The organism is Streptomyces sp. NPDC042102, assembly GCF_055582305.1.
In genome coordinates this window covers 86,109-102,316 of the sequence record NZ_JBVJDL010000014.1, presented here as the reverse complement: position 1 = coordinate 102,316, position 16,208 = coordinate 86,109, and the positions used below count along the sequence as shown (strand labels likewise).

12 protein-coding genes are annotated in these 16,208 nt (G+C 71.9%); 6 read left to right on the top strand and 6 right to left on the bottom strand.

Translation table 11 applies throughout. The features are described 5' to 3' along the window. Positions 1-18: 18 nt before the first annotated feature. Positions 19-3,504, bottom strand: a complete 3,486-nt coding sequence (locus ACZ6KO_RS31915; RefSeq protein ID WP_469307471.1) for a non-ribosomal peptide synthetase — start codon at positions 3,502-3,504, stop codon at positions 19-21. A gap of 247 nt (positions 3,505-3,751) precedes the next feature. On the opposite strand from ACZ6KO_RS31915, the gene ACZ6KO_RS31910 reads away from it, so the two are divergent. From ACZ6KO_RS31910 to ACZ6KO_RS31885, 6 genes are all read left to right on the top strand, one after another. Then, the gene (locus ACZ6KO_RS31910) at positions 3,752-4,471 is read left to right on the top strand and encodes a sulfotransferase-like domain-containing protein (RefSeq protein ID WP_469307470.1); all 720 of its coding nucleotides are present in this window, start codon (positions 3,752-3,754) and stop codon (positions 4,469-4,471) included. Positions 4,472-4,520: 49 nt separating this feature from the next. Then, complete coding sequence (locus ACZ6KO_RS31905; RefSeq protein WP_469307469.1) at positions 4,521-5,540, top strand: thioesterase domain-containing protein; 1,020 nt, start codon at positions 4,521-4,523, stop codon at positions 5,538-5,540. Next, complete coding sequence (locus ACZ6KO_RS31900; RefSeq protein ID WP_469307468.1) at positions 5,537-6,376, top strand: class I SAM-dependent methyltransferase; 840 nt, start codon at positions 5,537-5,539, stop codon at positions 6,374-6,376. The genes ACZ6KO_RS31905 and ACZ6KO_RS31900 overlap by 4 nt, the downstream gene beginning before the upstream one ends. 15 nt (positions 6,377-6,391) lie before the next feature. Then, entirely contained in the window at positions 6,392-8,230 is a 1,839-nt protein-coding gene (locus ACZ6KO_RS31895) for a non-ribosomal peptide synthetase (protein WP_469307467.1), read from the top strand. Continuing rightward, positions 8,227-9,570 (top strand): MFS transporter, encoded by a 1,344-nt coding sequence (locus ACZ6KO_RS31890; protein WP_469307466.1) that lies wholly within the window; start codon positions 8,227-8,229, stop codon positions 9,568-9,570. Before ACZ6KO_RS31895 ends, ACZ6KO_RS31890 begins: the two co-directional genes overlap by 4 nt. A gap of 190 nt (positions 9,571-9,760) precedes the next feature. Then, positions 9,761-10,447, top strand: coding sequence for a response regulator (locus ACZ6KO_RS31885; RefSeq protein WP_469307465.1), 687 nt, complete (start codon positions 9,761-9,763; stop codon positions 10,445-10,447). Here the strand turns inward: ACZ6KO_RS31885 and ACZ6KO_RS31880 are convergent. The 5 genes from ACZ6KO_RS31880 to ACZ6KO_RS31860 are packed head-to-tail and all read right to left on the bottom strand — an operon-like array spanning position 10,346 to position 16,161. Continuing rightward, positions 10,346-11,482, bottom strand: coding sequence for an ABC transporter ATP-binding protein (locus ACZ6KO_RS31880; protein WP_469307464.1), 1,137 nt, complete (start codon positions 11,480-11,482; stop codon positions 10,346-10,348). The genes ACZ6KO_RS31885 and ACZ6KO_RS31880 overlap by 102 nt on opposite strands. Then, the gene (locus tag ACZ6KO_RS31875; protein WP_469307463.1) at positions 11,475-12,554 is read right to left on the bottom strand and encodes an ABC transporter ATP-binding protein; all 1,080 of its coding nucleotides are present in this window, start codon (positions 12,552-12,554) and stop codon (positions 11,475-11,477) included. Before ACZ6KO_RS31875 ends, ACZ6KO_RS31880 begins: the two co-directional genes overlap by 8 nt. 11 nt (positions 12,555-12,565) lie before the next feature. Then, positions 12,566-13,543: an ABC transporter permease gene (locus ACZ6KO_RS31870; RefSeq protein WP_469307462.1), complete on the bottom strand. Its 978-nt coding sequence runs from the start codon at positions 13,541-13,543 to the stop codon at positions 12,566-12,568. 31 nt (positions 13,544-13,574) lie between these two features. Further along, a complete protein-coding gene (locus ACZ6KO_RS31865; RefSeq protein ID WP_469307461.1) occupies positions 13,575-14,501 on the bottom strand; it encodes an ABC transporter permease in 927 nt (308 codons plus the stop codon). A 7-nt stretch (positions 14,502-14,508) separates the two neighbouring features. Continuing rightward, the gene (locus ACZ6KO_RS31860; protein ID WP_469307460.1) at positions 14,509-16,161 is read right to left on the bottom strand and encodes a peptide ABC transporter substrate-binding protein; all 1,653 of its coding nucleotides are present in this window, start codon (positions 16,159-16,161) and stop codon (positions 14,509-14,511) included. Positions 16,162-16,208 lie beyond the last annotated feature (47 nt).

Sequence of the window (16,208 nt, the reverse complement as noted above, 5' to 3'; positions counted from 1 at the left end):
TTTCTCTCCTCGCTGGGCTCAGAGCCGGTCGCCGGACTCCAGCAGCCGCTGGGCCTCTTCGTCCGACATGCCTTCGATGAGGGCGAGCAGGTCGGAACCGGCCGCCTCGGCGGTCAGCCGGTCCACGACGGCGGCCAGGTGGGCGACGGTGGGTGAGCGGAAGAAGTCCGCGAGGGCGACCCGGACGCGGAACTCGGCGGTGATGCGGGACATGAGCTGGGCGGCCTGGAGGCTGTTGCCGCCGAGGGCGAAGAAGTCCTCGTGGACGCCGACGCGCTCGCGGCGCAGCACGGGGGCGAGGATCTCCTCGGCGATGCGGCGCTCGGTCTCGGTGGCGGGCTCCTGGGCGGGCCCGGCCGCCGGGGCGGCGGAGGGCTCGGGGGCGGGCAGCGCACGGTGGTCGGTCTTGCCGCTGGGGGTCAGCGGCAGGGCGGCCAGGCTCACGAAGAACGCCGGGACCATGTACGGGGGCAGCTGGGCGGCGGTGTGGGCGCGGATCTCCTGCGGGCCGGGCCCGTCGGCCGTCGTCTCCGCCACCGTGTAGGCCACCAGGTGGCGTTCGCCGTGCGGGTCGGTCCAGGGGACCACGACCGCCTGGGCGATGCCCGGGCAGCCGGCGACGGCGGCCTCGACGTCACCGAGCTCGATGCGCAGGCCGCGGATCTTGACCTGCTGGTCGGCGCGCCCGACGAAGTCCAGGCTGCCGTCGCGGCGCCGCCGGACCAGGTCGCCGGTGCGGTAGAGGCGGCCGTCGGGGGTGGTGCCGAACGGGTCGGCGAGGATCTTCTCGGCGGTGAGCCCGGGGGCGCCCAGGTAGCCGCGGGTCAGGCCCTCGCCGCCGATGACGAGCTCGCCGACGACCCCGTACGGCAGGGGTTCGAGGTGCTCGTCCAGGACGTGGGCGACATGGCCGGCGATGGGCAGTCCGATGGGCGGGGAGGCGTCCCAGTGGCCGGGGCACTCGTGCACGATCATGGTGACGGTGCACTCGGTGGGGCCGTAGCCGTTGAAGAAGCGGCGGCCCTGGTTCCAGCGGTTGACGAGCTCCCCGGAGAAGGCCTCGCCGCCGACGAACGCCACGCGCAGCGCGGGCAGCCGCTCGGGCTCCAGCAGGGCCATCACGGCGGGCGGCAGGTCGGCGACGGTGATCGCGCCGTCCTGGAGGACCTCCTGCAGGCGCTCGACGTCGAGCCGTTCGGCGTCCCGCACCAGGTGCAGGCGGGCGCCGGTCAGCAGGGCGTTGAAGATCTCGCCGACGGAGACGTCGAAGTTGGCGGAGGCGTAGCCGAGCACCCGGTCCTCGGGGGTGAGGCCGAACAGGTCCGCGATGGCCGTCACGAAGCCGAGCACGCTGTGGTGTTCGATGAGGACGCCCTTGGGCCGGCCGGTGGTGCCGGAGGTGTAGAGGACGTACGCGACGTCCTCGGGGGCCACGGGGACGCCCGGGTCGGTGTCGGGGGCGGCCGCCCGCGCGGCGTCGAGCTCGTCGAGGACGAGCAGCGCGGCGCCCTCGGGCCGCGGCAGCCGGGCGGCGGGGCCGGCGTGGGCGAGGATGACGGCGGGCGCGGCGTCCTCGGTGATCGCGGCCATCCGGGCGGCGGGGTAGCCGGGGTCGACGGGCACGTAGGCGGCGCCGGTCTTGAGGACGGCGAGGATCCCGGCGACCAGGTCGGCGGTGCGTTCGACGGAGAGGACGACCCGGGTACCGGGTCCGGCGCCGTGCTCGCGCAGCACGTGCGCGAGGCGGTTGGCCCGCCGGTTCAGGGCGTCGTAGGTGTACGTGTCCGCGCCGACGACGAGCGCGGTGGCGTCGGGGGCCTCGGCGACCCTGGCCTCGAAGGCCGCGGGGACGGAGAGGCGGGGGACGTCGAGGTGCGGCCCGTTCCAGCGGGCGATCATCTCGCGGCGTTCGGCGGGGGCGAGCAGCGGTACCCGGGTCAGCGGCAGGGTGGGGTCGCCGGTGGCGACGGTCAGCACCCGCTCGTACTGGCGCAGCAGGGCGTCGATGGTCTCCGCGTCGTACAGGTCGGTGTTGAACTCCGCCTCGACGACGATGCCGTCGGCGCCCGCGGTGACGTTCCAGCTGAGGTCGAAGCGGGAGGTGCCGGGGTCGGGGGACTCGTGGGTGACGTCCAGGCCGGGCAGGGTCAGGCCCGCGCCCGCGGTGTTGTGGAAGGCGAAGACGGTCTGGAAGAGCGGGGAGCGGGAGGGGTCGCGGGGCGGGGCGACTTCCTGGACGACCTTCTCGAAGGGCAGCTCGCCGTGGGCGAAGGCGTCCTGGCTGCTCTTGCCGACGCGGCGGACGAACGCGCGGAAGTCGGGGTCGCCGGAGACGTCCGTGCGCAGCGCCACCATGTTGACGAAGAAGCCGACGAGCCGCTCCACGTCGATCTCGTCGCGCCCGGCGGTGGGCGTGCCGATGACGATGTCGTCCTGGCCGGTGGTGCGGCGCAGCAGGAGCAGGAACGCGGCGAGGTGGACGGTGTACGGGGTGACGCCCTCGGCGCGGGCGAGCCGGGCCGCGGCCTCGGCGACGGCCGGGGCGACGGCGTGGCGCCGGTAGGAGCCGCGGTAGGTGACCTCGGCGGGGCGGGGCCGGTCGGCGGGCAGTTCGAGGGTGGGGGCGCCGGTCAGGGTGCGGCGCCAGTACGCGGCGAGGTCGTCGTAGGTGCGGCCGGTGAGCCGGGCCCGCTGCCACACGGCGTAGTCGCCGTACTGGACGGGCAGGGCGGGCAGTCCGGGCAGCGGCCGGGCGCCGGGGGCGGTGGCGGCCAGCGGCGCGCGGCTCTCGGCGGCGTAGAGGGCGGAGAGGTCCTCGGCGAGCACGCCCGCGGACCACCCGTCGAAGACGATGTGGTGGACGACGAGGACGAGCAGGTGGTCGTCCTTGCCGACGCGCAGCAGCGCGGCGCGCCACAGCGGGGCGCGGGTGAGGTCGAAGGGCCGCCGGGTGAGTTCCTGGGCGTGCTCGCGGGCGGCCCGTTCCGGGTCGCCGCCGCCGTCGGCGGCCGGGTCCGCGAGGTCGGTCACGGGCAGCGCGAGGGCCTCGGCGAGGTCCGGCGCGTCGACGGCGGCGACCTGCTGCACGGTGCCGTCGGGGCCCTCGACGAGGGCGGTGCGCAGCACCTCGTGCCGGCCCACCAGGGCGCGCAGGGCGCGGCGCAGGGCGGGTACGTCGAGGGCGCCGCGCAGCCGGTGGGCGGTACCGGTGTTGTACGTGGAGCGCCCGGGCGCGAGCCGGTCGAGGAACCAGAGGGTCTCCTGGGCGAACGACAGCGGGGCGGGCGCGGTGCCGGGGCGGGGCGCGAGCACCGGCCCGGGTCCGGCCTCGCGGGCGCGGCCGTCGTCGGCGGCGGCCGTCGGCCCGGCTCCGGGAGCGGATGCGGCGGCGCCGGCGTCCGGGGCGGACCGCGGGCCGCCGGCCGCTCCCGCGCGGAGCTGGGCGAGGAACTCCGCCCTGCGGCCCTCGGGCAGCCGGGCCAGTCTCTTGACCAACTCACTCATCGCGGACTCCGTTCCCACCAGACTGCCCAGGTCGAATAACTGACGAAAGATTAGGCACCCTTCCCGGGCTCGTCTTCCGTACCCGTGTTCCCTTCCTGAGGCAATTCGTTTCGATCGCTGTAATCGTGGTGATTACTTGCCGCGAACCGGCCATTTCTGGGCGCGAATGGGTATTCAGAACGGTTCTCCGGGTGGCTAATGTGCCTCCTCGGCACACCCAGGCCGCCGCACCCCGGAGGGATCCCACATGCACGGCGTCATCGCACTCTGGAGCGCACCGCGATCGCGCTCGACGGCCTTCCTGCGGATGATGATGGGCCGCGGTGACGTGGTGTCGCTGCACGAGCCGTTCTCCCGGCTGGCGGATTTCGGCGACGCGGAGGTCGGCGACACCGTCGTCCACTCCGAATCCGAACTGATCGCCGAAATACGGCGGCTCGGCGAGCGCGCGACCGTCTTCTTCAAGGACACCACCGATTTCCGCTACCCCGGTGTCCTCGCCGATACCGACTTCCTGCGGGACGTCCGCCACACGTTCATCATCCGGAACCCGGCCGACGTCATCGCCTCGCATTTCGCGCTGAATCCGGAACTGAGCGCCGAGGACATCGGTTTCTCCCGCCTCCACGAGCTGTACGAGGCGGTCGAGCGGGCGCAGGGCGGCGAGCCGCCGGTGGTCGTGGACTCCGACGCGCTGCTGGACCGGCCCGAGGACACGGTCCGCGCGTACTGCGCGCGCACCGGACTGCCGTACGCGGCCGGCTCGCTGACCTGGTCGCCGGGCATGCCGGAGGACTTCAAGCTCACCGAGCGCTGGCACGTGGACGCCGGGGAGAGCTCGGGCTTCGAACGCCGGGAGCGGACGTACGCCGACACCGTCGACAACAACGACCTGCTGCGCGGCTTCTACGAGGACCAGCTGCCCTTCTACACCCGCCTGTACGAGCGGCGGCTGGTCGTCGGCTGACGGGCGGCCGGGGAAAGGGAGAAGGCCAGGGAGAGGGAGACGAGGCAGCATGGCGCAGCAGACTCACGGACACGACCCGGCGCGGGAGCGCGCCCCGTCCCTGTCCCCCGCCAAGCGGGCCCTGCTGGAGCGGCTGGTCCGGGACCGCGCCGAGCGGGCCGCGGCGGACGGCGGGCCGGCGGGCGGGCCGGCCGGCGGGGCGGCGGCCGACGGCGGGATCGTCGAGCTGCGCGCCGGGACCCGGCCGGACGCGGCGCCCGTCGTCCTGGTCCACCCGATCGGCGGCGGGGTCTTCTGCTACGCCGAACTGGCCCGGCTGGCGGGCGGGGACCGCCCGGTGTGGGGCATCGCCGCCGACGCCGCGCTCCGCGGCCCGACCTCGGTCGCCGCACTGGCCGACCACTACCTGGGGCTGCTGGCCGCCCGGGGCGCGGCCCGCCCCGCCCTGCTGGCGGGCTGGTCCTTCGGCGGGCTCCTCGCCCACGAGATGGCCCGGCGGGCGGCGCTCACCGGGATCCCCGCGCTGCCGGTCGTCCTGATCGACGCGGCGCCGTGGCCCGACGGCACGGGCCCCTGGTCCCCCGCCGAGACCCTGGAGATGTTCTTCCTGGACCTGCTCGGATCGAGCGGCGCCCAGGCCGACCGGGTCCCGGTCGACGCGGACGTCTGGCGGCTGCCCCGGGCGCGGGCGCTGGCCGAGGCCGATGACCGGCTGCGCGCCCTCGGCCACGACCTGGGCCTGTCCCCCGCCGAACTCGACGACCGCTTCACCGTCTTCACCCACGCCACCGACGCGATGCAGCGCCACCGGCCGGCCGGTCACGACGGTCCGACCGTGCTCTTCCACGCCGCCGAGTCCGATGTCCGGCCCGAGCTGTGGGAGCCCCTGGCCACGGGCGCGCCGCTGACGGCCGTACCGGTGCCGGGCGACCACTTCGCCCTGCTCGGCGGCGAGACGGTGCACGCCGTCGCCCGGGCCGTCCGGCAGCACGGCGAGGGCCCCAACGGCACTGTCGGCCCCGACGGCCGCCCGGCCCACCCCACCCACCAGACCCAGGAGAGCCCGTGAGCCAGACCGCCATCCCCGAAGGGCAGGAGCACTCCTCCCGCTTCGCCCCGGTGAGCGCCGAGGAGGACGACTACCGCTTCGAGGCGGAGCTCTACGACATCCTGTGGTCGGACCTCAACAGTCTCGACCTGGACTTCCTGCTGGAGTCGGCGGCGAAGTACGGCGGCCCGATGCTGGAGCTGGGCTGCGGTACCGGCCGGGTGCTGCTGCCGTGCCTGGAGCACGTCGGACGGGCGGTCGGCGTCGACCGCTCGCCGTCGATGCTGGAGAAGGGCCGGGCCAATCTGGCGGCGGCCGGGGTGGCGCCGTCCGCCGCCGCCTTCGTGGAGGCGGACCTGCGGGACTTCGAGGTCGGCGAGACCTTCGGGCTGGTCCTGGCGGGCGGCCAGACGATGTTCCACCTGAGCACCGACGAGGACTGGGTCCAGTGCCTGGCCGCCGTACGGCGTCACATGGCGCCGGGGGCCCGGTTCGTGGCCGGCGTACCGGTGTTCCTGGAGGCGGACTTCAAGAACTACGACCACCGCCAGCTGTTCGTCAACGAGATCCGGCACCCCCGCACGAACGAGCGCATCGCGATGTGGGACTACAGCGTGTTCGACCACGACGAGCAGACCATCACCCGGCGCCGGGTGAGCGAGATCCTCGACGAGCAGGGCGTGGTCCGCGAGCGGCGGCACGACATCCGCACGAACTACTACCGCTTCCCGGACCAGATCCGCGCGCTGCTGGCGGGGGCGGGTTTCCGGATCGAGCACGAGTACGGGGACTACGACGGCGCCCCGTGGACGCCCGAGTCCGAGGAATACGTCTGGGTCGCCACCGCGGCCGAGTGAGCAAGGGAGATCGCTGTGCTGACGTCGGTGTTGGCGGGTGTGGTGGGACGGTGGCCGGACCGGGTCGCGGTCTCGGACGGGGTACGGAGCCTTTCGTACGCCGAGCTGGACGCGGCCTCGGGCCGCTGGGCGAGAGCCCTGGCCGCGGCCGGGGCGGGACCGGGCACCCTCGTCGGGCTGTGCCTGGACCGGGGCGTGGACCTGATCGCGGCGATGGTGGCGGTCCTGAAGACCGGGGCGGGCTATGTCCCGCTGGACCCCGCGTACCCGGCCGACCGCCTGCGCTACACGGTCACCGACGCCGCCACCGTCCTCGTCGTCGGTGAGGACCGCGTACGCGAGACCTTCACCGGCGACGGGGGCGCGTTCCTGGCCCTGGACGAGGTGCGGCGGGCGACCGCCGACACCACACCGCTGACCCCGGTGGAGGTACCGGGGCAGGCGGTGGCGTACGTCATCTACACCTCCGGCTCCACCGGCCGCCCCAAGGGGGTCGCGGTCTCGCACCACAGCGTGCACCGCCTGTTCACCACCAGCGACCCGCTGTTCTCCTTCACCGAGGACGACGTGTGGTCGATGTTCCACTCGGCCGCCTTCGACTTCTCCGTCTGGGAGATCTACGGCGCCCTGCTGTACGGCGGCCGCGTCCACGTCGTCCCCTACGCCACCACCCGCGACCCGCAGGCCATGTGGCAGCTGATCCGTGACGAGGGCATCACCCTGCTCTCCCAGACGCCGACGGCGTTCACCCACCTCATCCAGGCGGCCCGGAACAGCGACTGGCCCACGACGGACCTGCGGGCCGTCGTCTTCGGCGGGGAAGCCCTCCAGACCGCGATGCTCCGTCCCTGGACCGATGCCTACGGCCTGGAGTCACCGCAGCTGGTGAACATGTACGGGATCACCGAGACCACCGTCCACACCACCCACCACCCCGTGACGGAAACCGATCTGGAGTCGGCCTCCAGCCCCATCGGGGTCCCGCTCCCGGACCTGGAGATCCAGCTCCTGGACCAGGAGACCCTCGCGCCCGTACCCGTGGGCGCCGTCGGGGAGATCTGTGTCGGTGGTCCCGGTGTCGCCCACGGCTACCTCGGCCGCCCCGACCTGACCGCCACCCGCTTCATCCCCCACCCCACCACCCCCGGCGCCCGCCTCTACCGCTCCGGCGACCTCGCCCACCGCACCGAAGACGGCCACCTCCACTACCACGGCCGCAGCGACCACCAGATCAAACTCCGCGGCTTCCGCATCGAACTCGGCGAGATCGAACGCACCCTCCTCACCCACCCCGACGTCGACACCGCCACCGTCGTCCTCGACACCCGCGACCCCGCCCACCCCCAACTCGCCGCCTACCTCACCCCCACCACCACCGACCTCACCAGCCTCCACCACCACCTCACCACCCACCTCCCCACCCACATGATCCCCGCCACCCTCACCCCCCTCACCGCCCTCCCCCTCACCCCCAACGGAAAACTCGACCCCACCCAACTCCCCGCCCCTCAGCACCTGCTGACCTCGACCGAGTACGTCGCCCCGCGCGACGACATCGAGGCCGAGCTCGCCGATCTGTTCGGCGAGGTGCTGGGCCGGGAGGCCGTGGGGATCCACGAGAACTTCTTCGACGGCGGTGGCGACTCCCTCCTCGCCGTGCGCCTCATGGCACGGCTGCGCCGCGCCTTCGGCGTACCGCTCCAGGTGCGGGCCCTGCTCGACGCGCCGACCGTCGAGCGCCTGGCCGTGGCCGTGATCGAGGCGCTGGCCGAGGCCGCCGATCCGGCCGAGCTGGAGCGGATGCTCGCCGGACCCGGAGCCGGAGCCGGACACGGACCCGAAAGGACGCCATGACCCCCACGGACACGAGCCCGGGGAAGCGCGAGCGGACCCGCGCCGACCTGGGCCGGTTGATGCGCAACCGGGAGTTCCGGCTGCTCTACATCGGCCAGACCTCCTCGGTCATCGGCGACGCGATCGTGCCGCTGGCCCTGGCGTTCGCCGTGCTGGAGCTGACCGACTCGGCGTCGGCCCTGGGCCTGGTCCTGGCGGCCCGGGTGGTGCCCACGGTGGTCCTGCTGCTGCTCGGCGGGGTGATCGCGGACCGGATGTCACGGCGCCGGCTCATGCTGCTGTGCGACACCACCTCGTTCCTCGCGCAGGCCGTCCAGGGCGTGCTGCTGATCTCCGGGAACGCCACGCTCGCCTCGATGGTGGCGCTCCAGCTGGTCGCCGGCACCGCGTCGGCGTTCTTCCACCCCGCCGCCACCGGGCTGATGCCCGAGGTGGTCAAGCCCGCCGAACTCCAGCGGGCCAACGGCCTGGTCGGGCTCAGCGAGAACACCGCGTACATGGTCGGGCCGGCCATCGGCGGTCTGCTGCTGGCGCTGTTCTCCCCGGGCGCCGCGCTGATCTTCGACAGCCTGACCTTCCTCATCAGCGCCATCGCGCTGTACCTGATCCGGCTCGCGCCCGCGGGTGACGCCGGCCGGGCCGGGGACGGCGAGGGCGCGTCGTCCACGTCGGTGCTCCAGGACCTCAAGCTCGGCTGGGACGAGTTCCGTTCCCGGACCTGGCTGTGGACCATGGTCGCCTGGGCGGCCAGCTTCCACCTGCTGGTGCTGCCGGCCTGGCAGGTCTTCGGGCCGGCCGTGGCACGGGACCAGCTGGGCGGCGCCACCCCGTGGGCGATCATCAGCGCGGCCACCGGGCTCGGTGCGGTCCTGGGCGGAGTGATCGCCCTGCGGATGCGGCCGCGGTACATCATGCGGGCCTCGTTCATCCCGCTCGGCCTGTACGGGCTCCAGCTCCTGGCGCTCGCGCTCGTCGCACCCGTGTGGGTGATCGCGGTGGCGGCGCTGATCAGCAACATCGGGCTGTCGATGTTCAACGTGTTCTCGCTGACGGCCATGCAGCAGAACGTGCCGATGGAGTCGATGAGCCGGGTCAGTTCGTACGAGTGGCTGGGCAGCATCGGCCTGCTGCCGGTGGGGCAGGCGCTGGTGGGCCCGGCCGGCGGGCTGAGCTCGCCGACCGCCGTCCTGGTGGTGGGCGCGGTGTGGATGTTCCTGACACCGGCGCTGCTGTTCGTCGTACGCTCCGCCCGCAACCTCCGCGCGGTGCACGAGGAGCCCGGTGGAGACGAGAAGTCCGAGGAGTCCGGGGCGGTCTCGGCGGCGCCCGCGGGCGCCTGAGCCGCACCCCCGGACCGACCCTGCCGGGGCGGTGGCCGAAAGGCCCCCGCCCCGGCCTTTTTCCGCCATCAGCAGGTCTGATGACACGTTGACGACGGGCAGGGCCAAAGGCAGCCTCGAAAGGTCGGAGCGTAATGCGCTCCGGTGCGGCCGAAATCGCCGCCCGAAATCACGTTCACGGGGGAAGAGAATGACCGTCGACGTTCTGATCTGCGATGAAATGCCATTGGTTCGCGACGGCATAAAGGCTCTCCTCGCGGACGAGGAGGACATCCGTGTGCTGGATGTCACGGACAGCGGAATTCACGCGATGATGATGATCCGGACCCGTCGGCCGGACGTCGTCATCACCGGAGTCCGGCTCAGCGGCCTTTCCGGCCTGGACATGATGCGGCGGCTCAAGGACGAGATCCTGGAGCCGCCGCCGCGCGTCATCGTCTTCGCCATGGACGACAGCGACGAGACCATCACCGAGGTGCTGCACGCCGGTGCCTGCGGGCTGCTCGTCAAGGACGTCAGCCGGGGCGAGCTGGTCGCGGCCGTGCACGCGGCTGCGCGGGGCCAGGTGATGCTGGCCCCGCGCATCGCCGAACGGCTGGTGCACTGGTTCTGCCGTCAGGACAGTCAGCCCGAGGAGCTGCTCCAGCCGGCCGCGGAGGCGCTCACGCCGCGCGAGCGCCAGATCCTCGTGCTCATCGCCAACGGTCTGTCGACCGAGGACGTGGCCGAGGAGCTGACGATCGGGCTGGCGACCGTGCGCACCCACATCTACCGGCTACGGCACAAGCTCGGTCTCAAGGACCGTGCCCAGCTCGTCTCCTTCGCCTACCGGGCCGGCCTCATGCAGCTGACCTCCCAGACCACGGCCACGCCCTGAGGCGGAGCCGGGCCGCTCGTCCGCGAAGTGGCAGGCGGACTCGTGCGCGGCGAGGGTGTCCTTGCCCTTGAAGCGCTCGGGGACCGCCAGCAGCGGCTCCTCGGTGGCGCACTTGTCCTCGGCCTTCCAGCAGCGGGTGCGGAAACGGCAGCCCGAGGGCGGGTTGGCCGGCGAGGGCACGTCACCGGTGAGGATGATCCGCTCGCGCGACTCCCGCACCTGCGGGTCCGGGACCGGGACGGCGGAGAGCAGGGCCTGGGTGTACGGGTGGGTGGGGTGGTCGTAGATCTGCGCGTCGGTGCCGATCTCCGCCATCTTGCCCAGGTACATCACGCCCACGCGGTCCGAGATGTGCCGCACGATCGACAGGTCGTGCGCGATGAAGAGGTAGGACAGGTCGAACTCGTCCTGGAGCTTCTCCATCAAGTTGATGACCTGCGCCTGCACCGAGACGTCCAGCGCCGAGACCGGCTCGTCGCAGATGATGATCTCCGGGTTCAGCGCGAGACCGCGGGCGATGCCGATGCGCTGGCGCTGGCCGCCGGAGAACTGGTGCGGGTAGCGGTTGATGTACTCCGGGTTCAGACCGACCACGTCCAGGAGCTCCTGGACCTTGCGCCGGCGGTCGCCCTTGGGAGCCACCTCGGGGTGGATCTCGTAGGGCTCGGCGATGATGTCGCCGACCGTCATCCGCGGGTTGAGCGAGGTGTACGGGTCCTGGAAGACCATCTGGATGTTGCGGCGCACGGCCTTCAGCGCGGACCCGGACAGCTTGGTGATGTCCTGGCCCTTGTAGAAGACCTCGCCCGAGCTCGCCCGCTCCAGGTTCATCAGCAGCTTGGCGACGGTGGACTTGCCACAGCCGGACTCACCGACGATGCCCAGGGTCTCGCCCTGGTAGAGGTCGAAGGAGATCCCGTCGACCGCCTTGACCGCACCCACCTGCTTCTTGAACAGGATCCCCCGGGTCAGGGGGAAGTGCTTGACCAGGTTGCGGACCTCGAGGATCGGCTCACGCGTGGTCGCCTCAGCCATCGATCGTCTCCTTCCAGAAGTGGCACGCGCTGCCCCGGCCCGGTACCGCCCGGCCTTCCCGGTCCGTGACCGGGTGCAGGGCCGGGATCTCCGTGCGGCAGACGTCCTGCGCCCGGACGCAGCGCGGGTTGAAGGCGCAGCCGCTCGGGATGGCCAGCAGGTTGGGCGGCAGACCGCTGATCGCGTAGAGCTCCTGGCCCTTCTGGTCCAGGCGCGGGATCGAGTCCAGCAGGCCGCGGGTGTACGGATGGGCCGGCCGCCGGTAGATGTCGTGCACGGGAGCCGTCTCGACGATCCGGCCCGCGTACATGACCGCGATCTTGTCCGCGACGTCCGCCACCACGCCCAGGTCGTGCGTGATGAGCACGAGGCCCATGTTGAGCTCCCGCTGGAGTTCGGCCAGCAGGTCCATGACCTGGGCCTGGACGGTCACGTCGAGGGCCGTGGTGGGCTCGTCGGCGATGATCAGGTCCGGCTCCAGGGCCAGCGCCATCGCGATCATGATGCGCTGGCGCATACCGCCGGAGAACTGGTGCGGATAGTCCCCGACCCGCTGCTTCGCCGCCGGGATCTTCACCCGGTCCATCAGTTCCACGGCCTTCGCGCGGGCGGCCTTGCGGGAGAGTCCCTCGTGGACGCGGAACATCTCGCCCAGCTGGGTGCCGACCGAGACCACCGGGTTCAGGGCGGACAGCGCGTCCTGGAAGACCATGGCCATCTTGGCGCCGCGCAGCCTGCGCCGCTCCTCGGCGGTCATCGTGAGGATGTCCCGGCCCTGGAAGAGGATCTCGCCCCGGCTGATCCGGCCGGGCGGGCTGTCGAGGATGCCCATGATCGCCTGGGCCGTCACGGACTTGCCCGAGCCGGACTCGCCGAGCACGGCGAGGGTCTCGCCCGGGTCGACGCTGTAGCTCACGCCGTTGACGGCCTTGGCGACCCCGTCCCGGGTCGCGAACTCCACGTGCAGGTCGCGCACCTCCAGGACGGGGGTCACGCTGCCGGGCCCGGCGGCCGCGCCGGGGGCGGGGGCGGCGCCGGGTGCGGCGCCGGGCCGGTGGTCGGTGATGGTCATGTACGTCTCCCTCAGCGCAGCTTGGGGTCGAGGGCGTCGCGCAGCCCGTCGCCGACGAAGACGAATCCGAGGACCGTCAGGACGATGGCGAAGCCGGGCGAGAGCCACAGGTAGTCCTTGACCCCGATGAAGCCGCGTCCGGTGGCGAGCATGCTGCCCCACTCGGGGACGCCGGGGGCGACGCCGATGCCGAGGAAGGACAGCGAGGCGACGCCGACGACGGCCGTACCGACGTTGAAGGCGGCGTAGACGAGCACGGCGGTCATCGAGTTGGGCAGGATGTGCTTGAGGACGATCCGCGGGGAGCGGGCCCCCAGGGCGCGCGCGGCCTGGACGAACTCCGCCTCGCGGACGGAGAGGATCGAGCTGCGCAGCAGCCGGGCCACGGTGGCCCAGGAGAAGACGGCCAGCGAGACGATCACCGGGGTGATGCCCTGGCCGACGACGAGGATGATGGCGATCGCGCCGATGAGCAGCGGGAACGCGAAGAAGATGTCGGCCGTCCGCATGACCAGGGTGTCGACCCAGCGGCCGGCGTAGCCGGCCAGGGCCCCCAGGGTGACGCCGATGAGGCAGGTCAGGGCGATCGAGGCGAAGCCGACGAGCATGGCGAGCCGGGTACCGGCCAGGAGCCGTGCGAACAGGTCCCGGCCGAGGGTGTCGGTGCCCAGCCAGTGGGCGCCGGACGGTGCGGCCAGCGCGTTGTCGAGGTCCTGGGCGTAGGGGTCGTACGGGGAGAGCAGCGGGCCGAACGCGGCGGCCAGCACCAGCAGGCCGACGATGACGAGTCCGGCGACGGCCAGTTTGTTCTGCAGGAACCGCTGGCGTACGTCCGACCAGTAGGCGGCACGTTCGCCGGGCTCGGGGAAGGCGCCCGGCGCGGCGGCCGCGGCGGCCGCGCCCGCGGGGGCGCCGGCCGGGGCGCCGCCGCGCGGGGCGGCCGCCGCGTCCTCGTCCGCCGCCGGGCGGTGGGTGATGAGGTCGGTCATGGCAGTTTCCTCAGGGACGAGAACGCGGTGGTCACTGGTAGCGGATGCGGGGGTCGAGGATCCCGTACAGCAGGTCGACGACCAGGTTCAGCAGGACGAAGATCGCCACTCCGTAGGTCACCACGCCCAGCACGACCGGGTTGTTCTGCATCTGCACGGCGGTGACCAGGGCCAGGCCGACCCCGTCCCAGTTGAAGATGGACTCGGTGATCAGGGCGCCGCCCATCAGCAGGCCGAAGGAGATGCCCAGGTAGGTGACGACCGGGATCACCGAGTTGCGCAGGATGTGGTGGGACAGCACGCGCCGGCGGGGCAGGCCCTTGGCGATCGCGGTCTTGACGTAGTCGGCACGCAGCACTTCGAGCATGGTCCCGCGCATCAGCCGGGCCACCAGGGCGGCGTCGACGATGGCCAGCGAGATCGCCGGCAGCACCATGGACTGCAGGTCGCCCCGGCTGAGCAGGGGGAACCAGCCCAGTTCCACCACGAAGACCTTCTGGAGCAGGAAGCCCGTCACGAAGGTCGGGAACCCGATGGCCAGGGTGGTGGCGAAGGTGGTGAGCACGTCCCAGACGCTGTAGCGGAAGAGGGCGGCGATCAGGCCGACCGCCAGGCCCAGTCCGATGTCGATGACGATGGCCACCAGGGCCAGCTTCCCGGTGTTGACCAGCTTGGGCGCCAGGATGTCGCTGACCTCGCGGCGCTGGACGTAGTCCTCGCCGAGGTCTCCGGTGACCAGGCTGCCGACGTAGCGGACGTACTGCTCGTGCAGCGGCTTGTCGAGCCCGTAGCGCTCCTTGAGGACCTCCACGACGGCCGGGTCGTGCGCGTTGTCGCTGCCGGCGAGCGAGCCGATCGGATCGCCCGGCAGCATGAACAGACAGGTGAACAGGATCATGGTCGCGCCGAGCAGGACGAAGACCATTTGCCCGAGGCGACGGGCGATGTACCGACCCATGCCGGGCTCACTTCCGCTTGAGGGAGATCTCCTCGAGGATCGGCGTCTCGCCGAACCCGATGTCGTCCAGCCCGTCGAACTTGTCGGTGGCGACAAGGCGGTACTCGGACCGGTTGAAGGTCGGGATCAGCGCCATGTCGTCCATGGCGATCTTCTCGGCCTGCTTGTAGAGGGCGATGCGGGCGGCCTCGTCCTTGGTGGCGCGGGCCTGCTCGATCACCTTGTCGAACTCCGGGTTGCTGTAGCGGCCGGTGTTGTCGCCGCCGACGGTGCCGTTGTCCTCCTTGGCGATGGAGGAGGAGTGCAGCATCGGGAAGAGGTAGTTGTCCGGCGTCGGGTAGTCGGCGCCCCACGAGTAGCGGAAGAGTCCGGTGGCGTCGGGGGCGTGCTCCTTCTCCAGCAGCTCGGGGAAGGGCAGGCCCTTGACCTCGACGACGATGCCGAGGACGTCCTCCAGCTGCTTGCCGACGGCCTGGATCCAGTCCTCGTGGCCCACGCCGGTGTTGAAGGCGAGGGTGAGCCGGGTCCCCGGGGTCAGTCCGCCGGCCTTGGCGAGCTCACGGGCCTTGGCCGGGTCGGGGGCGAGGCAGGAGGTGCACAGGCCCTCCTGGTACGAGTTGGGCAGCGCCGGCGGGACGATGGAGGACGCCGGCTTCTGGTAGCCCTGGTAGAGGCTCTTGGCGATCTTGGCGCGGTCGATGGCGTACGAGACCGCCTGCCGGGCCTCCTTCGTCTTCAGCGGGCCCTGGTCGGTGATCGGCAGCAGGTAGTTCTGGCCGTTGACGTCCTTGTGCAGCCACTTGCCCTGCGGCTTGTAGCGGGCCTCGGCGGCCGTCAGCTGCGTGGTGGGGACGTGGGCGTAGTCGAACTCGCCGGTCTGGAAGCCCTGGTACTCCAGGTCGAACATGCTGAAGTAGTTGACCAGGGAGATCTCGACGCGGGCCAGCTTGGCGGGCTTGAGCCCGTAGCTGTCGTTGCGGACCAGGCTGATCTTCTTGTTGTGGTCCCACTTGCCGTCGAGCTTGAAGGGGCCGTTGCCGATCGGCTGGTCGGCGAACTCCTTGTTCTCGGGTCCGCCGGCGGCCTTGGGCATCGGGGAGAAGACGGTGTGGCCGGTCTTCTTGTCGAATTCGCAGTCGCCGGAGGAGAGCTCGACCTTGAGGTGGTCGGGGCCGGTGGTGGACAGGCCGGCGAGCTTGTCCGCCTTGCCGTCCTGGATCTCGTCGAAGCCCTTGATGCCGGCCAGGTGGTAGGCGATGTCGGAGGCCATCGGCTTGCTCGTGGCCCGGTTCCAGCCGCGGATGAACGCCTCGGCGTCCACGGGCTCGCCGTTGGTGAAGGTGGTGCCGGTCTTGACCTTGAACGTCCACTCGGTGCACGTGTCGTTCGCGGTCGCGGACTCGGCCAGGCGGGGCTCGAGCTTGCCGTCGGGGGCCGTGCGGTACAGCCCGGTGAAGACGACCTCGGAGACGATCAGGCCGGTGGTCTCGGAGGCCAGGGCGGGGTCGATCGCCTTGGGTTCGGTGACGCCGAACCGGAACGTCCCGCCGTTCTTGCCGGCCGCGCCGGCACCGCCGTCCGGGCCCGGGCCGCACGCCGTGGCCAGCAGTGCGGTGACCGCCGCAGCGGTCAGCCATCTGGCGTGTCGCACGCCGCGCATAATGATGCCTCCTCGGTCGTCCTCTGGGTCTTTTCACTTTTCGCCCG

What these genes read in the sequence shown, in the direction of transcription:
- ACZ6KO_RS31915 (WP_469307471.1), bottom strand. Translation starts at nt 3,504, where the DNA reads ATGAGTGAGTTGGTCAAGAGACTGGCCCGGCTGCCCGAGGGCCGCAGG.
- ACZ6KO_RS31910 (WP_469307470.1), top strand. Translation starts at nt 3,752, where the DNA reads ATGCACGGCGTCATCGCACTCTGGAGCGCACCGCGATCGCGCTCGACG.
- ACZ6KO_RS31905 (WP_469307469.1), top strand. Translation starts at nt 4,521, where the DNA reads ATGGCGCAGCAGACTCACGGACACGACCCGGCGCGGGAGCGCGCCCCG.
- ACZ6KO_RS31890 (WP_469307466.1), top strand. Translation starts at nt 8,227, where the DNA reads ATGACCCCCACGGACACGAGCCCGGGGAAGCGCGAGCGGACCCGCGCC.
- ACZ6KO_RS31885 (WP_469307465.1), top strand. Translation starts at nt 9,761, where the DNA reads ATGACCGTCGACGTTCTGATCTGCGATGAAATGCCATTGGTTCGCGAC.
- ACZ6KO_RS31880 (WP_469307464.1), bottom strand. Translation starts at nt 11,482, where the DNA reads ATGGCTGAGGCGACCACGCGTGAGCCGATCCTCGAGGTCCGCAACCTG.
- ACZ6KO_RS31875 (WP_469307463.1), bottom strand. Translation starts at nt 12,554, where the DNA reads ATGACCATCACCGACCACCGGCCCGGCGCCGCACCCGGCGCCGCCCCC.
- ACZ6KO_RS31870 (WP_469307462.1), bottom strand. Translation starts at nt 13,543, where the DNA reads ATGACCGACCTCATCACCCACCGCCCGGCGGCGGACGAGGACGCGGCG.
- ACZ6KO_RS31865 (WP_469307461.1), bottom strand. Translation starts at nt 14,501, where the DNA reads ATGGGTCGGTACATCGCCCGTCGCCTCGGGCAAATGGTCTTCGTCCTG.
- ACZ6KO_RS31860 (WP_469307460.1), bottom strand. Translation starts at nt 16,161, where the DNA reads ATGCGCGGCGTGCGACACGCCAGATGGCTGACCGCTGCGGCGGTCACC.